The following is a 21,907-nucleotide window of genomic DNA, read 5'->3' on the forward strand; positions in this document are numbered from 1 at the left end:
CGTAGGGCGCAGGAGCCCTATGATGGATTCCGGCGCTTCGCTGCGCTGCGGCCGGAATGACGCGCGGGAGGGGCGCCGCCGCCTGTCCGTCAAAGCCACAAAAAAGCCCCGGCCGAAGCCGGGGCGTGAGTGGTATTTTCCGTGATGAATAGGGCTACGTAGTAAGGCTGGTGAAACTCAGTAGCGGGCCCGCGCCCATTGCTGCGAGCCGGGGCTGACCAGGACCTGGCGCTGGCGGGTGGCGTATTCGGCCGGCGCGGTCTCGTGCACCACCTGCGTGGCGCGGACCATGACGCGGCGGCTGCGCTGGCCGTAGACGGCTGGCACCACATCGTACTCGACCGAGGCCGGAGAGACCTCGACGGTGCGCTGCTGGTAGCCGTACTGCGCGGGAACGTCGACCCAGCAGCCGGTGGTCTGGCCATAGGCGTCGCGGCTGACCTCCCAGCGGCGCGTCGCCGGCGCGATCAGGACCTTTTCGGAGACGGTCTGGTACTGGGCCGGAATCCGCCGGGCGATGCGGCGCTCCGGCTGGACCATCACCTTCTCGATGACCGTCTCGTATTCGGCCGGAATGACCCGCGAGAAGGTCCGCTCCGGACGGGTGACATAGCTTTCCTCGACCGTGCCGTAGACCGGCGGCGTCGTCACCAGCTTGTAGCAGGACGAGCCGTAGCAGCCGCCGCCGGCAGCGGCCGGAGCAGCGAAGCCGAGCACCCCGACAAGGGCGGTGGCGGCGATGCCGGAAAGCGCGAGAACCCTGGATGCCATGTCTGACCTCTGCCCCGTTGCGCGGCACTGCGGCCGTGTTGTTGGGGAGAGAAAAGCCGGACCGAACTGATGAACGCAAGGTAAACGCTAAAACAAGGTAAAATTAACCATGGCGGCGATCGCCCTGCGGTTCAGCTCCGTTGCTGCCATCTTGCCGGATTTGCAGTCATTCGACCGGTTCGGGAAACCGATTATCAGTACTGGCGGGAAGGGCGGTTTCGGAAACCTCCCGCGCCCATCCCAGCGAAAGCTGCACTCTCCAGGAAGCTTAACCCGCGGTCCCCATCGGCTCGCACCGTCATTCCGGCTGGAGCGAAGCGGAACGCCGGAAGCCATCGTAGGGAACAGCGCCTCACGATGGATTCCGGAGCTGCGCACTTTCGGCACTTGTCCGGAATGACGATTCAGTCGGGATGAAACTTGCTCTCACAAAGATGCGGATGGAGATGGAGAGGGAGCGGCGCTCCCTCCCACAGGACCGCCCCCTCTCCGCAGGCATCCGGCCTGCGCTCGCCCCGGCTCTCGAGTGCCGTGTGCCGCCCGGCCCATTCCGAGGGGCCGAAGACGAACGGACTGGTCGTACAGGGGACAGGGCGTCGGGCGCGTTACGCCAGGATTAAGTCGGCGTTACCTTGGGGGAGACAGGCCAGGAAATCTGATAGCCTCAAGTCTGCCCCGGCCGCAGCTTGTAAAAAACGTGCCGGCCGATCGTGTCCATCTTCTTCAGCTTGCGGGCCCAATAGGGGCGGACATAGTCGGCGTGATAGTGGGTCGAGGCGCCGACATCGGCGAGATAGGTTGTGCCCTCATAGACTTCGCGGGCGATGCGGGTGGCGTCGCGCCAGGGGCCGGGCTCGGTGATGCGCAGCGACTTGCCTTCGCAGGCGAAGGTGAACTGGCAGGCGAGGTGGCGGTTGCGGTTCTGGTAGACGGTGCCGCAGACGCTGTCGGGATAGAGCCCGCTCTTGACCCGGTTGAGCACGACCTGCGCCACCGCGGCGCGGCCCTGCTCGCTTTCCGAGCGGGCCTCGAAATAGATCGCCTCGGCGAGGCAGCGCTGTTCCTTCGCCATGTTCTCGGGCGCGATCAGGCTGGTGTAGATCTGCTTGCCCTCGTTCGCGCCTTCGCCCGGCAGGCGCTCGCGGCCGGGCGTCGCCTTGGCGATGCGGCTCTGTGGCGCGGAGGCGCCGGCCGGCGGCGAGACGGGTGGCGGCGTCGCCGAGGCGAGCCTTGCGTCTGGCGTCGTTGAAGGGGTTGCCGAGGATTGCGCCAGGGGGGCGGCGACCGAAGGCGTCGAGCCGTCGATGCTCTCCCGGTGGACCTCGTCATGGCGTGGCGAGATGCCCTTGGGGATCGCCACCGGCGAGGCGTCCGACAGCGCGGGATCGGTGACGCCTTCGTCATGGGCCGGCGGCTCGAAGCCGATCTGCGGCCCGTCATAGCCTTCGAGCGCCTCGAGCGAGAAGCCGGCCGAGATCATACCGGGGGTCTCGCCGAAGACGATGTGCTCGAGTTCGCCGGGCGGACCATTGCGCGTCAGCGTCGGCCGCAGGCCGATGATCGGGTCGCCCTTGGCGCTGCGGTCGACCTGCGGAAAGGCGCCGGCAGAGCGCTTCATCTCCTCGCGCGGCAGGCGCGGATCGGAGACGAAGACGTTTTCGGGGATGTCGAAGGAAAGCCGGGCCGGCTGGATCACGCGCTCGAAAGCGCGCTCCGGCATGCGGAAGGCGCTCACGGCCACCAGCATGGACGGCCCTTCCGCGAGATCGGAATGCGGGTTCGGCGCGGCGCGCGCGATCAGCGAGGATGGCGAGGCGTAGGAATCGTGGTTCTGGCCGGCCGAAGCGGTGAAGGAGACCAGAAGGCCCGCCGAAAGCGCCCAGGGTGCGACCGTCGCCAGCGCCCATCTCAGGCGGGCACTGCGGTTTCGCTTCGATCGTCGGCGCGGACGCAACTGACTCAAGGCGCTCAACCCGAGAGGAATGGAACGGCGTGCGCGAGCTGCGATGATGCAAATTCGCGACATCTCGATAATCAGACATCAGGGTTGAGGGTCGGTTAATGGGCGGGGCCGGAGGCCGGTAAAGTCTGGACGCCGCCGCCCGCCGAAAAGCGCTGCCAGAGCCGTCGGGAGCGGCTATTCCGGGCGGATCGCTTGGGCGCGACGCGAAATTCCCATGCAGCGCTGTGATGCGCGATGTCACGGAAACGCGTTGGAAACATCGCGGCACAGGCGCTATCGTGCAGACACACGATCCCATCTCCGGAGCCTTGCATGAATTCCGCCGCCAAGCGCAGCCATGCGCCGGAGATCATTGTCGTCGCCGGCTGCCTGATCGCACTAATCAGCTTCGGGCCGCGCGCCAGCGCCGGCCTCTTCCAGATCCCGATGACGCTGCAATTCGGCTGGGGCCGCGACACTTTCGGCCTGGCCCTTGCTATCCAGAACCTGCTCTGGGGGCTTGGAGCGCCCTTCGCCGGCGCGATCGCCGATCGCTTCGGTATCGTCCGGGTGCTCTGCGTCGGCGCGCTGCTCTATGCCGCCGGCCTCGTCATGATGGCCTATGCCACGACGCCGCTGCAGCTGCATTTCGGCGCCGGCGTGCTGATCGGCTTCGGCCTCTCGGCCTGCTCGTTCAACCTGATCCTCGCCGCCTTCGGCAAGCTCCTGCCCGAGAGCTGGCGCCCGCTCGCCTTCGGTGCCGGCACCGCAGCCGGCTCCTTCGGCCAGTTCCTCTTCCCGCCGATCGGCAACATCCTGATCGAAACGCTCGGCTGGCAGCAGGCGCTGATCGTCTTCGCCTTCACCCTGCTGCCGGTGATCCCGCTGGCGACGATGCTCGCCATGCGCAAGACCGGGGCGGCCGTCGGACAGGCCGCCGCCGCCAACCTGCCGAACCAGACCATCCGGCAGGCGCTGGGCGAAGCCTTCAAGCACCGCTCCTATGTGCTGCTGGTCCTCGGCTTCTTCACCTGCGGCTTCCAGCTTGCCTTCATCACCGTGCACATGCCGGCCTATCTCAAGGATGCCGGCCTCCCGGCCTGGGTCGGCGGCTGGACGCTCGCCGCCATCGGCCTCGCCAATGCCGCAGGCTCGCTCGGCTCGGGCTGGCTCTCCTCGCGCATGCCCAAGCGCCATCTTCTCGCCTGGATCTATTTCGGCCGGGCGGTGGCGATCGCCGCCTTCATCCTGATCCCGGCGAGCCCGACGACGGCGATCATCTTCGGCATCACCATCGGCCTGTTCTGGCTCTCGACCGTGCCGCCGACCTCCTCGCTGGTGATGCTGATGTTCGGCACGAAATACATGGCGATGCTCTACGGCTTCGCCTTCTTCTCGCATCAGGTCGGCGGCTTCCTCGGCGTGCTGCTCGGCGGCATCCTTTATGAGCGCTTCGGCTCCTACGACATCGTCTGGTGGCTCTCGGTCGCGCTCGGCGTCGCCTCGGCGCTGATCAACCTGCCGATCGTCGAGAAGCCGGTGGCGCGCCCGCACGCCCAGCCGGCCTGATCAAACACGCACGGGCGCGCCGCTTGCAGGCGGCGGCCCGGCGGGGTCAACTCCACGACCATGCGCGATTGAATCGCGTCAGCCCTCATCCTGAGGAGCGATCGCAGGTCGCGTCTCGAAGGATGCTCCAGCGCGCTCTGGATCATCCTTCGAGACGCCGCCTTGCGGCTCCTCAGGATGAGGGCTGGAGAACTGCAAGAGGGAGCGTAGCGATGACCACCTTCAAGGCCCTGATCGCCGGCAAGGGCGAAACCGGCACCAGCCTCGCCTTCGGCGATTTCGCCGAGGCCGATCTGATGGAAGGCGACGTCACCGTCCGCGTCACCCATTCGACGGTGAACTACAAGGACGGGCTCGCGCTCACCGGTCGTGCCCCGGTGGTGCGGCGCTGGCCGATGATCCCCGGCATCGACTTCGCCGGTCGGGTCGAGGCTTCCGACAATCCCGCCTTCAAGCCGGGCGATCTCGTTATCCTCAATGGCTGGGGCACGGGCGAGACGCATCTGGGCGCCTATGCCCAGAAGAGCCGGGTGAAGGCCGACTGGCTGGTGCCGCTGCCGGAAGGCATGAACCCGGGCGAGGCGATGGCGATCGGCACCGCCGGCTATACCGCCATGCTCTGCGTGCTGGCGCTCGAGAAGCACGGGCTGAAGCCGTCCGACGGGCCGGTCGTCGTCACCGGCGCGGCCGGCGGCGTCGGCTCGGTTGCGATCGCGCTCCTGGCCAAGGCCGGCTGGCATGTCATCGCCTCGACCGGCCGCGCCGAGGAGGCCGATTACCTCAAGGGGCTTGGCGCCGCCGAGATCATCGACCGCAACGAGCTCTCGGCGCCGGGTCGCCCGCTCGGCAAGGAGCGCTGGATCGCCGGCGTCGACGCCGTCGGCGCGCACACCCTCGCCAATCTGCTCTCGATGACCAAGTATGGCGGCGCCATTGCCGCTTGCGGCCTCGCCCAGGGCATGGACCTGCCGGCCTCGGTCGCGCCCTTCATCCTGCGCAATGTCGCCCTGCTCGGCGTCGACTCGGTGATGTGCCCGAAGCCGCGTCGGCTCGAAGCGTGGGGGCGCCTCGCCAGCGATCTCGACCGCGACAAGCTCGCGGCGATGACCACGACGATTCCGCTGGAGGACGTCATCGAGACCGGCCGCGCCATCCTCGACGGCAAGGTGCGCGGCCGCGTCGTGGTCGAGGTGGGCTGAGTCCTGGGCTTGCGGCGGCGGGCTGTCCCGCCGCCGGCTGCGCCCTCAATCCAGCTTGATATTGGCCTTCTCGATCACCGGCGCCCATTTCTTCAGTTCGCCGTCGAGGAAGGCCTTGAATTCCTGCGGCGTCATGCCGAGCGCGATGATCTTCGCCGCGGCGAGTTTTTCGCGCACCTCCGGCGTCGCCAGGATTTCGCGCACGTCGCGCGAGATCTTCTCGACGATGGCCGGCGGCGTCTTGGCGGGGGCGGCAAGGCCGTGCCAGGCGGTGACGTCGAAGCCGGGCAGGAACTCGCTCAGCGCCGGCAGGTCGGGCGCGAAATCGGCGCGCTTCGGGATCGAGATGGCGAGCGCCCTGAGTTTGCCGGCCTCGACATAGGGCCAGGCGACGGCGGCGCCATCGAGCGCGACCTCGATCTGGCCTGAGAGCAGGTCGACCATCATCGGGCCCGAGCCGCGATAGGGGACATGGGCGAGCTTGGTGCCCGTCTCCTGCTGGAACAGCTCCATACCGACATGCAGCGAGGTGCCGATGCCCGACGAACCGAAGTTGAACTTGTTCGGATTCTGCTTCAGCAGCGCGATGAACTCCGGCACGGTCTTGGCCGGCACCTTCTCCGGATTGACGACGAGCACGTTCGGCGTGATAGCGAGCTGCGAGATCGGTGCGAAATCGCGCTCCGGGTCGAAGGGCAGCCGCTCCTTGTAGAGCGCCTTGTTGAGGCCGTGGCTGCTCGCATTGATCAGGCCGATCGTGTAGCCGTCGGGCGTCGCGCGGGCGAGTGCCGCGACGCCGATATTGCTGCCGCCGCCGCCCATGTTCTCGATGACGACGCCCTGTCCCCAGCGCGCCTGTAGCCGCTCGGCGACGAGCCGCGCGATCATGTCCGAGGCGCCGCCGGCGGCGAAAGGCACGATCATCCGCACTGGCCGCGTCGGATAGCTCTCCTGTGCCGCCGCCGTCAGCGTCGAGGCGAGGACGAGCGCGGCAGCCAGCCCTGATTTCAACGACCACATGGTTTTCTCCCTCCCTTGATCTTGCCCTTGGCGTTGCCCCTCATGGTTGGGGGCGATCGATCGGTGCTAACGACTGGCGCGCCAGATGGCGCCGAGCCGGGCAATCTTCTCGTCCGACAGGTAGCCGTAGCGGTTGATGTGCAGGTGGCGGCACGGGCTTTCGAGCACGGCGCGGAAGCGGCGCTCGACATCGTCGGGCGGGCCGTAGCCGTGCACGATGGTCGAGAAACGTGACCGTCGAAGCGCGCCTGCGGCGGTTTCGACGCTCCGCCGCAGGCTGGCGTTGTCGGCCGGGTGCGGCTCGTCGGGCTCGGGATAGCGCAGCGCCTCGCGCGTCGACGCATTGCCGTTGAGGCCGAGTGCGCCATGCACGAGCGTGAACATCTTGTCGGGGTCGGCGCCCGTCGCCTGCGCCAGCCGCTCGACATAGCCCCGTTCGATCATCGGCCAGTGCATCGTGTAGTGCTTGACTGAGACCTCATCGACGGCGCCGTCGATGCCGGCGAAATCGAAGCCGGAAAGTCGGTTCAGCGGCGGCGGAAAGGCTTGCATCACGACGCCGACGCGCCCGCCGGAAACCGCCCTGACGATGGCAGCGAGATCACGGACATAATCGCCGACGAGCGCGGCACGGTAAGCCAGCAGGTCCGCCCCCCAGGAGCCGGTGGTCGCCAGCTTTTCGGAATCTACCGTCTCCGGGGCTGTCGCAAGACGAGGCGCCAGTTCGCGCAGCCCCTCCAGCACGCGCGCCCGGATCGCCTCGACATCGTGACCCAGCTCCTCGCCGCGCTTCACGGCCGCGGGGCTGAAGTCGAAGAGCAGGCTTTCGAGCGCATAGGGCGGATACTCCGGCCAGTCGAAGCGCAGAGCGTCGATCTCCGGGTAATTCGCCAAGAGGTCGGTGACGAGGGCGCGCATGTAGCGGCGCAGGCCCTGGCCGGCGAGGCTGAGATTGGCATCGACGCGACCGGGCACCGGCCGGCCGAAAATGGTCAGCGGTTGCTCGTCGGCGTAGTCGTCGTCGCGACATTGGACGCGCAGGCCTGGCGGGGCGGCGGCCATGAGCTGGAGTTGCACTTTCATGCCGGCGCGCTTCGCCCCGGCGAGCAGGCTGGCGACCGTGCCTCCTTCGCGATCGGTCAGCTCCTCCGGCAGCGGCGGCGGGTAGGGGCTGTCGCGATAGAGCGCCGGATTCGGCCGAAAACTGGTGGCCGTCTTCATCCACAGGGCCCTGTCGCCCCAGAGCGGGCGATCGAGCGTGCGGCCAAGCCCGGCACCGGCATCAGCCGGCGGCTCGCGCACCCCTGTCCCTTCCGGGCAGCGTTCGGCCACCGAAGGCGTGGTGCAGAGCACGGAGCAGCCGAGGCGCTCGACGATGTTCTCCAGAACGGCGTCGACACCCTCTGACTGGGCGAAATCGGGCATGATCGTAATGCCCAGTGATGGCTGGTCGGTGGTCATTCGGCTCGGATGTACGGGTGCTTGAGGCCGGCGATGCGGCTGAGAAAGCGGCCATGAGCCTCGATATGGGCAGCCATTGCGGCCCTGGCCGCCTCCGGCGAACCCGCTTCGATGCCGGCGAGGACGAGGCGATGCTGCTCCAGCGCATCGCCGAGTGCGCCGCGCTCCGCGATCCTGAGATGGTGCACGCGCTGCAGATGGGTCCGTGCCCGGCTGACGCTTTGCCACATCTGGTCGAGCTTTTGCGCGGCGAAGAGGGCGTGGTGGAAAGCCTCGTCGCAGGCATAGGCCCCGGCCGCGTCGCCGGCTGCGACGGCCTGTCCGTGCCGGGCAAGGATCTCGGACATCTCGCGCAGCAGGGCCGGGTCGGCCGCGCCCGCGGCGCTCGCCGCCGCCTCGCCCTCGAGCAGGCGGCGGATGGTGATCGCTTCCGCCACCGCCCGCGGGTCGATCAGCGAAACGAAGGTGCAGAGATTGGGGAAGACGTCGAGCAGTTGCTCTTCGCTGAGCCGGGCGAAGGCCTCCCGCACCGGGGTGCGGCTGATCGAGCAGGCTTCCGCGACATCGCCTTCGGAAATGGCGGTGCCGGGAGCGATGGCGAGCGAGACGATGGCCTCGCGCAGCCCGCGATAGACCTGCTCCGGCGCCCGTAGCGAGCGGTCGATCGCGAAGGCCGGCAATTGCGGGGCGCGGGCGGTGCGTGAAGGTCTGGGCATCTCACGTTCCTGGATACTGGAATACTGGTATACCGGTTTTTGGCGCGTGGCAACGCGGTTGCCTTTGCGAGGGCCGGGACGGCTTCGGAACTCTTGTGCCTGCCTCGGTCGCTGGATAGGGCGCCTCAGCCTGCCTCAGCCTGCCTCAGCCTGCCTCAGCCTGCCTCAGACAGTGCCTTCCAGCAGTGCGCGACGCTTCGCGAGTTCGCTGCCGCAAAAGTCCATGAAAGCCCGGACCCGCGGCGCATGGCGGATGTCGGGATGGGTCAGGATCCATAGTCCGGTGGTGAATTCGGGGCGCGGCGGCAGCAGCCGCACCAGTCCTGGCCGCTGGTCGGCGATGAAGCAGGGCAGGGGGCCGATGCCGATGCCTTGCTCGACAGCTTCGGTCAGCCCGAGGACGGCGGAGGAGCGCAGAGCGATCCGCTCGGGCTCGACATGGTCGCGGACATAGCGGGCCGCCTTCACATAGCCGAGATGGTCGCCGAGCGTGACCCATATGCGCCGGAACAGCGCGGTCGGATCGTCCCGTTCTTCAGCCGTGGCCGGCGCTTCGGCGCGGGCATAGACGGCCCAATTCAGATCGGCGAGCCGGCGCCCTATCAGGGTTTCGCCGGGCGAGTCGCTGGCGCGGATCGCGACGTCGGCATCGCGCCGCGACAGGTTGAGGGTCTGGCTGGCGATGACGACGTCGAGCCGGATCAATGGGTGCGCCGCGCGGAAATCGGCGAAGATCGGCAGCAGCATGTGCAGATAGAGCGTGTCGGTCGTCGTCACCCGGACCTCGCCGGAGGGAGCGAGGTCACGCCCGGCCAGGCGCCGGCCGAAGGCGGTGACATCCTCGTCGATCCGCGAGGCCAGAACCGCCATCTCCTCGCCGGCCGAGGTCGGGACATAGCCGGTCTTGCGGCGCTCGAAGAGCGCGTGCCCGAGCTGTTCCTCGATCTGGCCGAGCCGCCGGAACACGGTCGAATGGTTGACGTCGAGCGCCGCGGCCGCCCCGGTCAGCCCGCCGGCATCGGCAATCGCCTTGATCAGGCGGAAATCGTCCCAGGCTAGTTTCGACATCGTGAGCGGGGATCCCCGGAACGGTCCGGGCAGCATCGCGAAATCTTGCGCGATTGCAAGTTGGCTCAGGCGAGTCTGACGGATCGCGCGCGCCGCTGTCGGATTCAGCGCGGCGCGGCGGCCCGGCCGAGGCGGTTGTTGATCGCTTCGCCGAGCCCGTGCATCGGCACCGGAGCGATGGCTATGGTGGTCGCGCCGGCCTCGTCGAGCTGGCGCAGCGCCGCGAAGAGATTGGCGGCGGCCTCGTTAAGGTCGCCCTTCGGGCTGAGATTGAGCGCGAGTGCCGGCAGCGCATGCCCCTCCGGTTCCGGCCCGAAGCCGAGCCAGGCCTCGCCCGGCAGCGGCGCTGCCGCGCCCAGCCTGACGGCGGCATCCGGCGCATAATGGGAGGCGAGCAGTCCTGGCGAGATCGGCGCGGCACCCTGCGCCGCATCGGCGACGACGAGTTCGCGCCCTATCGCCGCTTCCAGCGCGGCGCGCGGCACGCCGCCGGGGCGCAGCAGCTTCGGTGCGCCGCCAAGGCAGGCGACGATGCTTGATTCCAAGCCGATCTCGGTCGGGCCGGCTTCGAGCACGGCGTCGATGCGCCCGTCGAGATCGACCACCACATGCTCCGGCAGGGTCGGGCTGACGCGCCCCGAGCGATTGGCCGAAGGGGCGGCGATCGGCCGACCGGCAGCGGCGAGCACGGCATGCGCGACCGGGTGCGAGGGCACCCTGAGCGCGACGCTGGCGAGCCCGGCGCGGGCGAGGTCGCTGACCGTGCAGCCCGGCGAAACCGGCACGATCAGGGTCAGCGGTCCCGGCCAGAAGGCCTTGGCCAGCGCGAGAGCGGCCGCGTCGAACAGGCCCTCGCGCCGGGCGGCGGCCATGTCCGGGAGGTGCGAGATCAGCGGGTTGAAGCTGGGTCGCTCCTTGGCGGCATAGATCGAGGCGACGGCGCGGCCGTCGGTCGCATCGGCGGCGAGACCGTAGACGGTCTCGGTCGGCAGGGCGACCAGCTTTCCGGCACGAAGCAGCCGTGCCGCTTCGGCGATACCGGCCTCGTCGGCCTGAAGGCGCTGCGTCTGGCGGAGTTCGGTCACGATCGCCCTTGAATGTTTACATGTGAACTATAACAATGCCGGGCCGTCTGCGCAGGGACGCACCGGCTTGCGCGTTGGCGGAGGGCATAGTTCGCCGCTAACATCGCCGTCAAACGCAACGCTGCAAAAATGCCCGCCGCGAATTCGGGGGGCGTCCAGGGAGAGGCTTATGTCGTATCGTGCTCCGGTCGAGGATATCCTGGCCACCATGCGCCATGTCGCCGGGCTCGATGCCCTGCTGGCCGATGGTCTCGTGCCCGAGTTGGAGGACGGTCTCACCGAGGCAGTGCTCGAGGAGGCCGCGAAATTCGCCGGCGATGTGCTCGCGCCGTTGAATGTGGTCGGCGACAAGCACGGCTCGACCCTGAAGGACGGTGTCGTCACCACCCCGCCGGGCTGGAAGGAGGCCTACCATGCCTGGGCCCAGGGCGGCTGGAACGCCTTGCCGGGGCCGGAGGCCTATGGCGGCCAGGGCCTGCCGACGCTGGTGCAATCCGCCTGCACCGAAATGTGGAATTCGGCTGCCTTCGCCTTCGCGCTCGGGCCGTTGCTCACGGTCGGCGCGATCGAGGCGGTGCATGCCCATGGCTCCGACCATCTCAAGGAGACTTATCTCGCCAAGCTCGTCTCCGGCGAGTGGATGGGCACGATGAACCTGACCGAGCCGCAGGCCGGTTCGGATCTCAACGCCTTGCGCTGCAAGGCTGAGCGCGTCGGGGATGGCACCTATCGCATCACCGGCCAGAAGATCTTCATCACCTATGGCGAGCATGAGATGACGGACAATATCGTCCATCTCGTCCTCGCCCGCCTGCCCGACGCGCCTGCCGGGACGCGTGGCATCTCGCTCTTCCTCGTGCCGAAATATCTGGTCAATGCAGATGGTTCGCTCGGCGAGCGCAATGATGTCCGCTGTACCGGTGTCGAGCACAAGCTCGGCATCCACGCCTCGCCGACCTGCGCGATGAGCTATGGCGACAATGGCGGCGCGATCGGCTGGCTGATCGGCGAAGAGAACCGCGGCCTCGCCTGCATGTTCACGATGATGAACAATGCCCGCCTCAACGTCGCCGTGCAGGGCGTCGCCATTGCCGAGCGGGCCTACCAGCAGGCGCTGGCCTTCGCCCATGAGCGCAAGCAGGGCACGGCGCTCGATGCGCCCAAGGGCGCGCCGATGAGCCCGATCATCGTCCACCCCGACATTCGCCGCATGCTGATGGAGATGCGCGCCAAGACGCAGGCGGCGCGCACGCTCTCGCTGCTCCTGGCCGCGACGCTCGACCGCTCGCATCGCGAGGCCGACGAGGCCAAGCGCAAGGCCGCGGCCGAGCGCGCCGCGATCATCACGCCGGTCGCCAAGGCTTACGCCACCGATATCGGCGTCGAGGTCGCCTCCACCGGCGTCCAGATCCATGGCGGCATGGGCTATGTCGAGGAAACCGGCGCCGCCCAGCATCTGCGCGATGCCCGGATCGCCACGATCTACGAGGGTACCAACGGCATCCAGGCGATCGATCTCGTGCTGCGCAAGCTGCCGCTCTCCAATGGCGAGGCGGTGAAGGCGCTGATCGGCGAGATGCGCGGCGTGGTCGAGCAGGTGCGCGAGGCCAATACGCCGGGCTTCGGCCACACGGCGGCGCGGCTCGGCGCTGCCGTCGACTCGCTGGAACGTGCGACGCAGTGGATGCTTCAGACCATGGGCGCCGACCAGGCGAGCGTGCTCGCCGGCGCGACGCCCTATCTCAAGCTCTTCGCCCTGGCGCAGGGAGGCACCGGCCTCGCCAAGAAGGCGCTGGGGCTGCGCGGCGAGGATGCCGGCGCGGCTGCGCTGGCGACTGCCCGCTTCTTCGCCGAGCACAACGTTGCCGAGGCGCCGGGGCTGGAGCTCGCGGTGACCGAAGGCGCCGGGGCTGTGGCGGATTCGGCCGCGGTCTTCGCGGCGTGACGCAGGCGCGCGCCCCGCTAGACGGCCGGGGCGGCCTTGCGGACGCGCATATGGAGGAACAGCGGCGCAACGAGCGTGTCGTCGAGATAGGGCAGGGCGCGGGCCGTCTCGGCATCGACCGAGGGCTCGTGCATCATCTCGATGGCAAAGCCCGTCGCGACGATCATGTTCACCCAATCGCTCAGTGTGCGGTGGAAGCGCGGCACCCTGAACGGCTCGACGCTGGCCTTCTCGTGCTCCGGCGCGGCGCCGAAGCGCCAGCTCTCGATTTCGCCGTCGGTGGGCCGGAAATAGTCGCGGACCTCGATGGCGAGGACTTTGCGGTTCTCGTCGCGGACGACCTTGCGATGCGGCGTCGCGAAGCAGGGATGCAGGATCGAGAATTGCAGGAAGCCTCCGGGCTTCAGCACGCGCAACGTCTCGGCCAGAACCTTGTCCTGATGCGGCATGTCCATCAGCGACATGAAGGCGCTGGCGAAGTCGAAACTGCCATCGGCGAAGGGCAGGGCCATGCCGTCCGCGACGCGATAGGCAATGCCGAGCGGCGCATCGGCCTCCGCCTCCTGTGCGTGGCGGATGAAGGTCGGGGCGATGTCGATGCCGGTCATGCGGGCGCCGGCCTGCGCCAGCTTGCGCGTGTTCGAGCCCTCGCCGCAGCCGATGTCGAGCCCTTCGAGGCCGGCGATATCGGGCAGGTTGGCGAGGAAGGCCGGCGTGTTCTGGGCATCCCGGTAGAGGTCGTAGCCGGCCCGCGCATGGCGGGTCCAGGTTTCGGCATTGGCCTCCCAGCAGGCCGCGACTTCGCTTGCGTCCATGGTTCGCCTCGTCGTTCGGGGGACGGGGCTTCTAGCTCAACGCGGGTTCGCAGGAAACTGCACCGTCATTTGAGGGCGCCGCGCAGCGGCGAGCCCGGAATCCGTGAGCACGGCTCTTGGCGTCATGGTCGGGCTCGTCCCGACCATCCACGTCTTCGTCTGCGCAGTGCGGTGTTCAAGACGTGGATGCTCGCCACAAGGGCAAGCATGACGAACCGGAGCAGCGTTGTGGCCATGGCTTCCGGGCTCAGCCCTGCGGCCTGCCCCGGAAGGACAGGGTGGCGCCGGTGACCTCCACTCCCCTTGCAAGCAAGATTTGCCTCGTCGCCGGCGCATCGCGTGGGCTCGGGCGCGGCATTGCCAGAGCACTCGGACAGGCCGGCGCGACGGTGATCTGCACAGGGCGTTCCAGCGAGGCCGGGCCACGGACCGATCAGCGGCTCGAGACCTTCGAGGATACGGCCCGCGAGGTCGAGGCCGCCGGCGGCAAGGGCCAGCCCTATCGCTGCGACCACACAAATGAGCGCGAGGTCGACCAGCTCGTCGCCTGGACCTTGCGCCGTTTCGGCCGGCTCGACTGTGTCGTCGATGCGGTCTGGGGCGGCAACGAGGGCTATGATGGCGAGCGCTATCCCGATGGTTCGGCCTTCGGATCGCCGTTCTGGCGGCGTCCTGCCGGCAGGCTCGGACAGAGTTTCGAGAGCGGCGTCTACGCGCAGTTGCTGCTCGCCCGCGCCGTCGCGCCGGCGATGGCGCAGATGCGCCAGGGGCTGATCGTCACGGTGAGCTTCGACACGGCCGGCGGCTATCTCGGCGATGTCTTCTACGATCTCGCCAAGACGGCGATGAACCGGCTGAGTTTCGCCATGGCGCAGGAGCTGGCGCCATTCGGCGTCACGGCGCTCGGCCTCTCGCCCGGACATGTCTTGACCGAGCGGGTGCGCGATGCCGGCCTTTCCGCGGAGACGACGGAGACGCCGCTCTATGCCGGCCGCGCCGTCGCGGCGCTGGCGGCCGACCCGCAGGTCGCGCGCCATGCCGGGCAGATGCTGCAGGTCGCCGACCTCGCGCGCCTCTACGGCTTCACCGATGCGGACGGCAGGCAGCCGGAACGCTTCACTCTGCAATCATAAGGCTGGAGGAAACCACCATGTCGCTCAAGGGCAAGACGCTTTTCATCACCGGCGGGTCGCGCGGCATCGGCCTCGCCATTGCGCTGCGGGCGGCGCGCGACGGCGCCAACGTCACCATCGCCGCCAAGACGGCCGAGCCGCATCCCAAGCTCGAAGGCACGATCTATACGGCGGCCGCCGAGATCGAGGCGGCCGGCGGCAAATGCCTGCCCTTGATGGTCGACATCCGTGAGGAGGAGGCGGTGGTCGCGGCGATCGCGAAGACGGCGCAGACCTTCGGCGGCATCGACATCCTCGTGAACAATGCCAGCGCGATCTCGCTGACCAACACGCAGATGACCGAGATGAAGCGCTTCGATCTGATGCACCAGATCAACACGCGCGGCACCTTCATGGTCTCAAAATACGCGATCCCGCATCTGGAGAAGGCGGAGAACCCGCACATCCTGATGCTCTCGCCGCCGCTCGACATGAGCATGCGCTGGTTCGCGCCGCATCTGGCCTACAGCATGGCGAAGTATGGCATGAGCCTGTGCGTGCTCGGGCTCGCGGGCGAGCTCGCGCCGAAAGGCATCGCCGTCAACGCGCTCTGGCCGCGCACCACGGTCGCGACCGCGGCGGTCAAGAACCTGCTTGGCGGCGACAAGATGGTGCAGGCGAGCCGCACCCCCGACATGCTGGGTGAGGCCGCCTGGATGGTCTTCAACAAGCCTTCGCGCGAATTCTCGGGCAATTTCCTGATCGACGACAGCTTCATGGCCGCCGAGGGTGTGACCGATTTCACGCCCTACCGCGTTGATCCCTCGGTGCCGCTGATGCCGGACTTCTTCGTGCCGGCCGACAGCAAGCCGCCGCAGGGCGTGAAGGGCGGGATCTGAGTCCGGCCGGGCTCAGAATTCCTCCCACTCGAGGTCCCGCGCTCCGCCGTTGGCGACCTTGCGGGCGGGCATCGGCGCGCGCTGCTCCGCGGAAGGCTGGGTGCGCCGAGCCGGTGCGCGCGGGGCGGAGCGGGTTTCGGACATGGCCGCGGCTGCGAGGTTGCGCAGGCGCTCGGGCTCGCTGCTCGCCCTGACATCCCCGCCGGCGATGCGGAAGGCCGCGACGAGCTGGTCGAGGCTGTGGATCTGGTCGGCGAGGGAGGCGGCGGAGGCGGCGCTCTCTTCGGCCAGCGCGGCGTTCGCTTGAGTCATCTCGTCCATATGCGCGACGGTCTGGCTCATCTCCTCGATGCCGTTCGCCTGCTCGCCCGCAGCCGCCGAGATCTCGACGACCGTCGTGGCGACCTGTCGCGAGGCCGAGACGATCTTGTCCAGAGCCGCTCCGGCCGACCGGACCAGCCTGACGCCTTCCTCGATCTCGGTCGTCGAGGATTGGATCAGGGTCGTGATGTCCTTCGAGGCCTCGCCCGAGCGCTGGGCCAGCGTGCGGACCTCCGAGGCGACCACGGCGAAGCCCTTGCCGGCATCGCCGGCGCGGGCGGCTTCCACGGCCGCGTTCAGCGCCAGGAGATTGGTCTGGAAGGCGATGCCGTCGATGACCGAGGTGATGTCGGTGATCTTGCGGGAGGCGGCCTCGATCCGCTCCATCGCAGCGACGGCGTCCTGCACGATCATGCCGCCCTGCTGGGCGACGTCCATCGCCTCGTCGGAGGCCGATGCCGCGACCTTGGAAGAGCCGGCGCTCGCCTTGACGGAGGCCGCGAGCTCCTCGGTCGTCGCCGCCGTCTCCTCCAGCGAGGCCGCCTGTTCCTCGGTGCGCTTGGCGAGATCGTCGGCGCCCGCCTTGATCTCGCGGGCCGAGGCCGAGACCTGGGAGGTCGTCGCCTGGATGCCGCCGATCGTGTCCGAGAGCCGCGCGACCGTGTCGTTGACCGAGTGCTTGAGCTCGGCGAAGCGGCCCTGATAGCTGGTGGCGATCCTGCGGGTCAGGTCGCCCTGCGAGACCGATGCCAGGATGTCGGCGAACTCTGTGGTCGCGCCGTCGACGACGGCATTGATCTGGTTGATCCCGTCGACCAGCTGCTGCATCTGCGCGTCGGCGCTCTCCAGGCGCAGGCGCGCGCTGAAATCGCCGGCCGCCGCAGCCGCGACGACAGTACCGACATCGTTGACCACGGCGATCATGGATTCCGTCCGCGCAGCCCGCTCGGCCGCGGCGGCGCGCTCCTGGGCCTCGAGGGCCTGGACACGCAAGCCGTTCTCCTTGAACACCCGGACCGCGGCAGCCATGCCGCCGATTTCGTCATTGCGGCCGCTGTCGATGACCTCGGCCGCGAAGTCGCCCTGGGCCAGCCGCTTCATCGAGGCGGTCAGCGACGTGATCGGGCGTGTCACCCGGCTCTGCACCAGCCAGAGCCCGAAGACGGCGAGCGCCAGCGCAGCCAGCAGAACCAGCCCGTACATCACGAGCGAGCGCATCGCGGCGTCCGCCTTGGCGTCGGCGGCGTCCGACAGGACATCGATGGCGCGGCTCGCCACGGCGCCGACCGTCTCGGAGGCCGCGACGATCTGGTCGCGCCACTGATCGGGATTGATCGAAGGCTTACGGCCGCCCGTCACATCGGCGACGAGGCCGGCGCGCACCGCCTTGAAGGATCCGCCGAAATAAGTGGCCTCTGCGGTCGCGAGCGCGTCCTTCAGCGCCTGCGGCGTGGTCGCCTGGCCGATGAGCTGCCTCACCACGCCCCATGCGAATTCCAGGCGTGCGTCGTTGACGACGACGGCATTGCTTTCCTTGGCGTCGAGCGGCCGGGCCTCGGCGATGGCGTTGTTGAGCAGGATCGTCGAGGACCCGCTGAGCGAGCGCGCCGCCCAGGCCATCGAACGGATCGAGGTGAGATTGGCGAAGCTGGCATCGAGAGCGAGGATGCGTTCCTCGAGCGTCGTCGACGCGGCCTCGAGTGCCGCCAGGAACTTTCCGGTCTGGGCCATGCTGGCGCCGACCAGTTCCTTGTCGCGCTCTTCCAGCGGCAGCTTCCAGTTGGCGTCAATCCGTGCCCGCAACGGCTTGAGCGCGGCGACATGGCCGTCGATCTCGCGCGATACGCTCGTCGCGACGTCGTAGCCGTTCTTCCGGACGATCGCCTCCGCCGTGGCGATGGCATCGTCCAGCCGCTTGCGCCGCGTCAGCACGTCCTCGATCATCCCGCCATTCTTGTCGGTCGGCATCGTCATCGCGCTCGAGCCGTTGCCGCGCTCGAAGCGCAGATTCTGGAGCGCCGTGAAATAGGCCGTGTTCAGGTCGGCGAGGGCCGAAACCTCGACTGCCGTGCTGTGCCGCGTCCAGGCTTGCCAGAGCGATTGCGTCGCGAGCGTTACGATTGCCGCACTGGCCAGACCGAGGACGGTCAGGAGCATGGTCTTGATGCTGAGGTTTCGTGCGGCGCTGAGCATGGAGAACTCGTGAGGGGCGATTGATCTCAGCGGTTTCCCATTTTGCGATTTATTTTATGCTAACCAGCCGCAGCCGCGCCCGGTGATCCTCCGGGCAGGGCCAGCTCTGGTTTTTCCCAAGGCGCGTCATCGGTTTGACACTGTCCGGGGATTGGAGTTGGTGCCGCACAGGTCGGCGCTCCGGCGCCCGCGTTTCCGGAAAGACCGCCGATGCTGCTGATCCATGGAATCTGCCCGACGCGGGGCGATCGTCTCGTCCACCAGACCCTGGGACCAGACGAGCCGATCCCCGCCGGGGCGATCTGGATCGACCTCCTCAATCCGACCACGCCGGAAGACGCCAAGGTCGAGCAGCATCTCGGCATCTCGATCCCCACCCGGGAGGAGATGCATGATCTCGAACCGTCCGAGATCATCTACGCCGAGAACGGCGCGCATTACATGACCATGCGGGTGATCTGCCAGTCGGAAAGCAACGTTCCCCGCCTGACCGACGTCACCTTCATCTTGACCGAGCAGGCGCTGGTCACGGTGCGCTACGACCAGCCGGGAGCCTTCAACATCTTCCTCAACCGCGTCGGCAAGCCGGGTGGCTGCAGCTTGGAGCCCGCCGGGGTGATCGAGGGGCTGATCGACGCCATCACCGACCGCGCGGCCGAGGTCCTCCGCGGCGTCGGCGACCGGATCGACATGCGCTCGCGCCAGATCTTCGACGGCAACAGCGCCAATGTCGAGCAGGGCCGCGCCTATCAGGCGGTGGTGCGCCGCATCGGCCAGTACGAGCACATCATCTCGAATGTCCGCGAAAGCATGGTCTCGGTCGAGCGCGTGCTGCTCTACCTCTCGGCCAACTTCAAGCGCACCAAGAAGGCGATGAGCGGCTTCACCCCCGAATGGCGGTCCGCGATCCGCGACGTCCAGGCGATCGAGGAGCACGCGACCTTCCTGTCCAACAAGCTGCAATTCATGCTGAATGCGACGCTCGGCCTGGTCAGCATCGAGCAGAACAAGATCATCAAGCTGTTCTCGGTCGTCGCGGTGGTGTTCATGCCGCCGACGCTTGTCGCCTCGATCTACGGCATGAATTTCGAGAAGATGCCGGAGCTGAAGTGGGAGTTCGGCTATCCGATGTCGCTTGGGATCATGGTGGTCGCGGCGATACTGCCTTATCTGTTCTTCCGCTGGAAGAAATGGCTCTGAGCCGGTGATCCGCCGGCGAGTGCTTCGTTTTTTCGGCTTCGCATCCGTCGCCCACGCCCGGTAAGAAGGCGCGGATGACCCTGCCGCAGATTCTCTCCTGCTCGCTCGTCGCCGCGATGATGGCTGCCTTCGTCTGGGGGCGTCTGCGCTACGACGTGGTTGCGCTGCTGGCGCTGCTCGCCGGCGTCGTGCTCGGCGTCGTACAGCCGAAGGACGCCTTCAAGGGTTTCTCCGACGACATCGTCATCATCGTCGCCAGTGCCCTGATCGTCAGCGCCGCGGTGGCGCGTTCCGGCCTCGTCGAGAGCGCGCTCTCGCGCATCGCGCCCGCCTTGCGCACGACCCAGACCCAGGTCATGGCGCTGGTCTTCACGGTCGCGGTGATGTCGGCGATCATCAAGAACATCGGCGCGCTCGCGATGATGCTGCCTATCGCCTATCAGCTCGCGCGCAAGGACGGGAAGTCGCCCTCGGTCTTCCTGATGCCGATGGCCTTCGCCTCGCTGCTCGGCGGCATCGTCACCCTCGTCGGAACCTCGCCCAACGTCATCGTCTCGCGGGTCCGCGAGGAGCTTGGCGGCGAGCCTTTCGCCATGTTCGACTTCACCCCGGTTGGCATCGGCGTCGCCTTCGCAGGCTGCCTCTTCCTCGGTTTCGGCTACCGGCTCCTGCCGAAGGACCGGCAGGGCTCGGCCTCGCTCGACCAGGCGCTCGACATCAAGGACTACGTCACCGAGGCGCGGATACCCGCCAACGCGCCGCTGAGTGGCCGCACCATCGCCGATCTCAGGAAGCCGGCCGATGGCGAGGTCGATGTCGTCGCCATCCTGCGCGGCGGCAAGCGCCGGCAGGCGCCGTTGCCAGACGCCAGCCTGAAGGCCGGCGACATCGTGCTGCTGCGCGGCGAGGCCAAGGCGCTGGAGCGCGTCGTCGCCGAAGGCAAGCTCGAGCTCGTCGGCCAGAACCGCCCGACCGAGACCGAGGGCTCGCTCGATCCCGCCCGCACCGGCGAGGCCGTGGTGACGCAAGGCTCGCTCCTCGCCGGCGCGACAGCCGCTGAGCTCGATCTGCACGCCCGCTTCCAGGTCAACCTGCTCGGTATCAGCCGCGCCGGCGAGCGCTTCACCGAGCGGCTACGCGATATCCGCCTCGCCGATGGCGACGTCGTCCTGCTGCAGGGCGACGAGAAGCTCCTGCCGGAGCGCCTGCGCGAGCTCGGCCTGCTGCCGCTGGCGGCGCGCAGCCTGTCGCTGGGCAGCGCCCGCAAGCGCCTGATCACCGGCGCGATCGTCGTCGGCACGGTGGCGGTGGTGGCGCTCGGCCTGGTTCCTGTCGCGATCGCCTTCTTCTCGGCCGCGGTGCTGCTGCTGGCGCTGCGGGCGCTCTCGCTGCGCGATGCCTATGCTTCGGTCGAGGCGCCGATCCTCGTCATGCTCGCGGCGCTGATCCCTGTCAGCGACAGCCTGCGTACCACCGGCACGACGGATCTCTTTGCCGGCTGGCTGGCGCAGGCGGGCGCGGGCCTGCCGGGCTGGGGTGCGGTCGGGCTGATCCTGGTCGCCGCCATGGCGGTGACGCCGTTTCTCAACAATGCCGCGACGGTTCTGGTCATGGCGCCGATCGGCGCCGGCTTCGCCAAGACGCTCGGCTACAATCCCGATGCCTTCCTGATGGCGGTGGCGATCGGCGCGGCCTGCGATTTCCTCACCCCGATCGGCCATCAGTGCAATACGCTGGTGATGGGCCCCGGCGGCTACCGCTTCGGCGACTATGCCCGGCTCGGCGCGCCCTTGTCGCTGCTGGTCATACTGCTGACCGTGCCGCTGATCCTCTGGGTCTGGCCGCTGCGCTGAAGCTCGCCTCTAGGGCTTGCGCGCCGCCGCCTGCACCGTGCCGAGCAGGTCCTTCACGATCTTCATGTCGCCTGCCAGATAGATGTCGTGCAGCACATGGGCCTCGTCGAGCCGGCCGAGCTCGGCGATGAAGGCGTCGTAGATGCGCAGATACTCTTCGCTGAGATGGGCCAGTTCCTCGCGATCCTCCTCTGTGCCGACAGCCTCCGGCAAGGCCGGCGAGGATGGCCGCAGGGCGTCGATCAGGCCGAAGAAGAAGATGTCCCGGTCGCCCTTGCTGTATCGGTCCCAGGCCTGGGCGATGCGCTCCTCCTCGATGCCGCCGGCCAGCCGCCAGAGGTCGCAGGCATAGGAGGCGAGCAGGTCGGTGTAGAAGGCGATGACGCGCATCAGCACGTCGCGCCGCGAATGCGCCTCGCTGCTGACCAGCGCCGCCGCCTGCTCGCTCTGCTGGCGGACGGATTCTTGCATCTCCTTGACCTGGAGCGCCAGCGAGCGGGAGTTCAGCGACAGTTCCGCACCCTGCTGGAAATAGCCGATCACCAGCCAGATGAAGGCGAGGGGGGCGACGACGCCGGAGAGGAAGTCGCCGATATCGTTGAGCCGCAGCCCGTCCGGGAAGCCGACATGCCAGAGCAGCCATGAGCCCATCGCGAGCCATGCGGTGGTGACGACCAGACCGGCGATCGTCATTTGCCGCTTCTGTCGCCGCAGCGTCCGTTCCATTTGCGCGGGAGG

At 68.1% G+C, this 21,907-nt stretch carries 17 protein-coding genes; 7 read left to right on the forward strand and 10 right to left on the reverse strand.

Annotated features, from left to right (window positions below):
• Positions 1-177: 177 nt before the first annotated feature.
• Complete coding sequence (locus DK26_RS03635) at positions 178-771, reverse strand: hypothetical protein (RefSeq protein ID WP_066468364.1); 594 nt, start codon at positions 769-771, stop codon at positions 178-180.
• Positions 772-1,435: 664 nt separating this feature from the next.
• On the reverse strand, positions 1,436-2,734 hold the full coding sequence (locus DK26_RS03640; RefSeq protein WP_248309855.1) for a cell wall hydrolase: 1,299 nt from the start codon (positions 2,732-2,734) through the stop codon (positions 1,436-1,438).
• 312 nt (positions 2,735-3,046) lie between these two features.
• On the opposite strand from DK26_RS03640, the gene DK26_RS03645 reads away from it, so the two are divergent.
• Both DK26_RS03645 and DK26_RS03650 read left to right on the forward strand, forming a co-directional pair.
• Complete coding sequence (locus DK26_RS03645) at positions 3,047-4,282, forward strand: MFS transporter (RefSeq protein ID WP_066468368.1); 1,236 nt, start codon at positions 3,047-3,049, stop codon at positions 4,280-4,282.
• Positions 4,283-4,494: 212 nt separating this feature from the next.
• On the forward strand, positions 4,495-5,481 hold the full coding sequence (locus DK26_RS03650) for an MDR family oxidoreductase (protein ID WP_066468370.1): 987 nt from the start codon (positions 4,495-4,497) through the stop codon (positions 5,479-5,481).
• A 45-nt stretch (positions 5,482-5,526) separates the two neighbouring features.
• Here DK26_RS03650 and DK26_RS03655 read toward each other — a convergent pair whose 3' ends face one another.
• From DK26_RS03655 to DK26_RS03675, 5 genes are all read right to left on the reverse strand, one after another.
• Positions 5,527-6,501, reverse strand: coding sequence for a tripartite tricarboxylate transporter substrate binding protein (locus tag DK26_RS03655; RefSeq protein ID WP_066468373.1), 975 nt, complete (start codon positions 6,499-6,501; stop codon positions 5,527-5,529).
• A gap of 66 nt (positions 6,502-6,567) precedes the next feature.
• Positions 6,568-7,962, reverse strand: coding sequence for a hypothetical protein (locus tag DK26_RS03660; protein ID WP_066468375.1), 1,395 nt, complete (start codon positions 7,960-7,962; stop codon positions 6,568-6,570).
• Complete coding sequence (locus DK26_RS03665; RefSeq protein ID WP_066468377.1) at positions 7,959-8,678, reverse strand: GntR family transcriptional regulator; 720 nt, start codon at positions 8,676-8,678, stop codon at positions 7,959-7,961. Before DK26_RS03665 ends, DK26_RS03660 begins: the two co-directional genes overlap by 4 nt.
• Positions 8,679-8,843: 165 nt before the next feature.
• Positions 8,844-9,746, reverse strand: coding sequence for a LysR family transcriptional regulator (locus DK26_RS03670; protein ID WP_066468378.1), 903 nt, complete (start codon positions 9,744-9,746; stop codon positions 8,844-8,846).
• A gap of 104 nt (positions 9,747-9,850) precedes the next feature.
• Positions 9,851-10,831, reverse strand: coding sequence for an L-threonylcarbamoyladenylate synthase (locus DK26_RS03675; protein ID WP_248309856.1), 981 nt, complete (start codon positions 10,829-10,831; stop codon positions 9,851-9,853).
• Positions 10,832-11,000: 169 nt separating this feature from the next.
• On the opposite strand from DK26_RS03675, the gene DK26_RS03680 reads away from it, so the two are divergent.
• Positions 11,001-12,776, forward strand: a complete 1,776-nt coding sequence (locus tag DK26_RS03680; protein WP_066468382.1) for an acyl-CoA dehydrogenase — start codon at positions 11,001-11,003, stop codon at positions 12,774-12,776.
• 17 nt (positions 12,777-12,793) lie between these two features.
• Here the strand turns inward: DK26_RS03680 and DK26_RS03685 are convergent, their stop codons facing one another.
• Positions 12,794-13,591, reverse strand: a complete 798-nt coding sequence (locus DK26_RS03685; protein ID WP_066468384.1) for a class I SAM-dependent methyltransferase — start codon at positions 13,589-13,591, stop codon at positions 12,794-12,796.
• A 287-nt stretch (positions 13,592-13,878) separates the two neighbouring features.
• Here DK26_RS03685 and DK26_RS03690 point away from each other — a divergent pair, with 287 nt between their 5' ends.
• Complete coding sequence (locus DK26_RS03690) at positions 13,879-14,724, forward strand: SDR family NAD(P)-dependent oxidoreductase (protein ID WP_066468785.1); 846 nt, start codon at positions 13,879-13,881, stop codon at positions 14,722-14,724.
• A gap of 17 nt (positions 14,725-14,741) precedes the next feature.
• A complete protein-coding gene (locus DK26_RS03695) occupies positions 14,742-15,602 on the forward strand; it encodes an NAD(P)-dependent oxidoreductase (RefSeq protein ID WP_066468385.1) in 861 nt (286 codons plus the stop codon).
• 12 nt (positions 15,603-15,614) lie between these two features.
• Here DK26_RS03695 and DK26_RS03700 read toward each other — a convergent pair whose 3' ends face one another.
• Positions 15,615-18,116, reverse strand: a complete 2,502-nt coding sequence (locus tag DK26_RS03700; RefSeq protein WP_066468386.1) for a methyl-accepting chemotaxis protein — start codon at positions 18,114-18,116, stop codon at positions 15,615-15,617.
• A 210-nt stretch (positions 18,117-18,326) separates the two neighbouring features.
• On the opposite strand from DK26_RS03700, the gene DK26_RS03705 reads away from it, so the two are divergent.
• Positions 18,327-19,316, forward strand: coding sequence for a magnesium transporter CorA family protein (locus DK26_RS03705; RefSeq protein WP_066468387.1), 990 nt, complete (start codon positions 18,327-18,329; stop codon positions 19,314-19,316).
• 74 nt (positions 19,317-19,390) lie between these two features.
• On the forward strand, positions 19,391-21,169 hold the full coding sequence (locus tag DK26_RS03710; protein WP_066468388.1) for an SLC13 family permease: 1,779 nt from the start codon (positions 19,391-19,393) through the stop codon (positions 21,167-21,169).
• 9 nt (positions 21,170-21,178) lie between these two features.
• Here the strand turns inward: DK26_RS03710 and DK26_RS03715 are convergent, their stop codons facing one another.
• The gene (locus tag DK26_RS03715) at positions 21,179-21,862 is read right to left on the reverse strand and encodes a hypothetical protein (RefSeq protein ID WP_066468390.1); all 684 of its coding nucleotides are present in this window, start codon (positions 21,860-21,862) and stop codon (positions 21,179-21,181) included.
• Positions 21,863-21,907: the final 45 nt, after the last annotated feature.

The sequence above is a fragment of the Allobosea sp. WAO genome (genome assembly GCF_001509835.1).
In the GTDB taxonomy this organism is placed as follows: domain Bacteria; phylum Pseudomonadota; class Alphaproteobacteria; order Rhizobiales; family Beijerinckiaceae; genus Allobosea.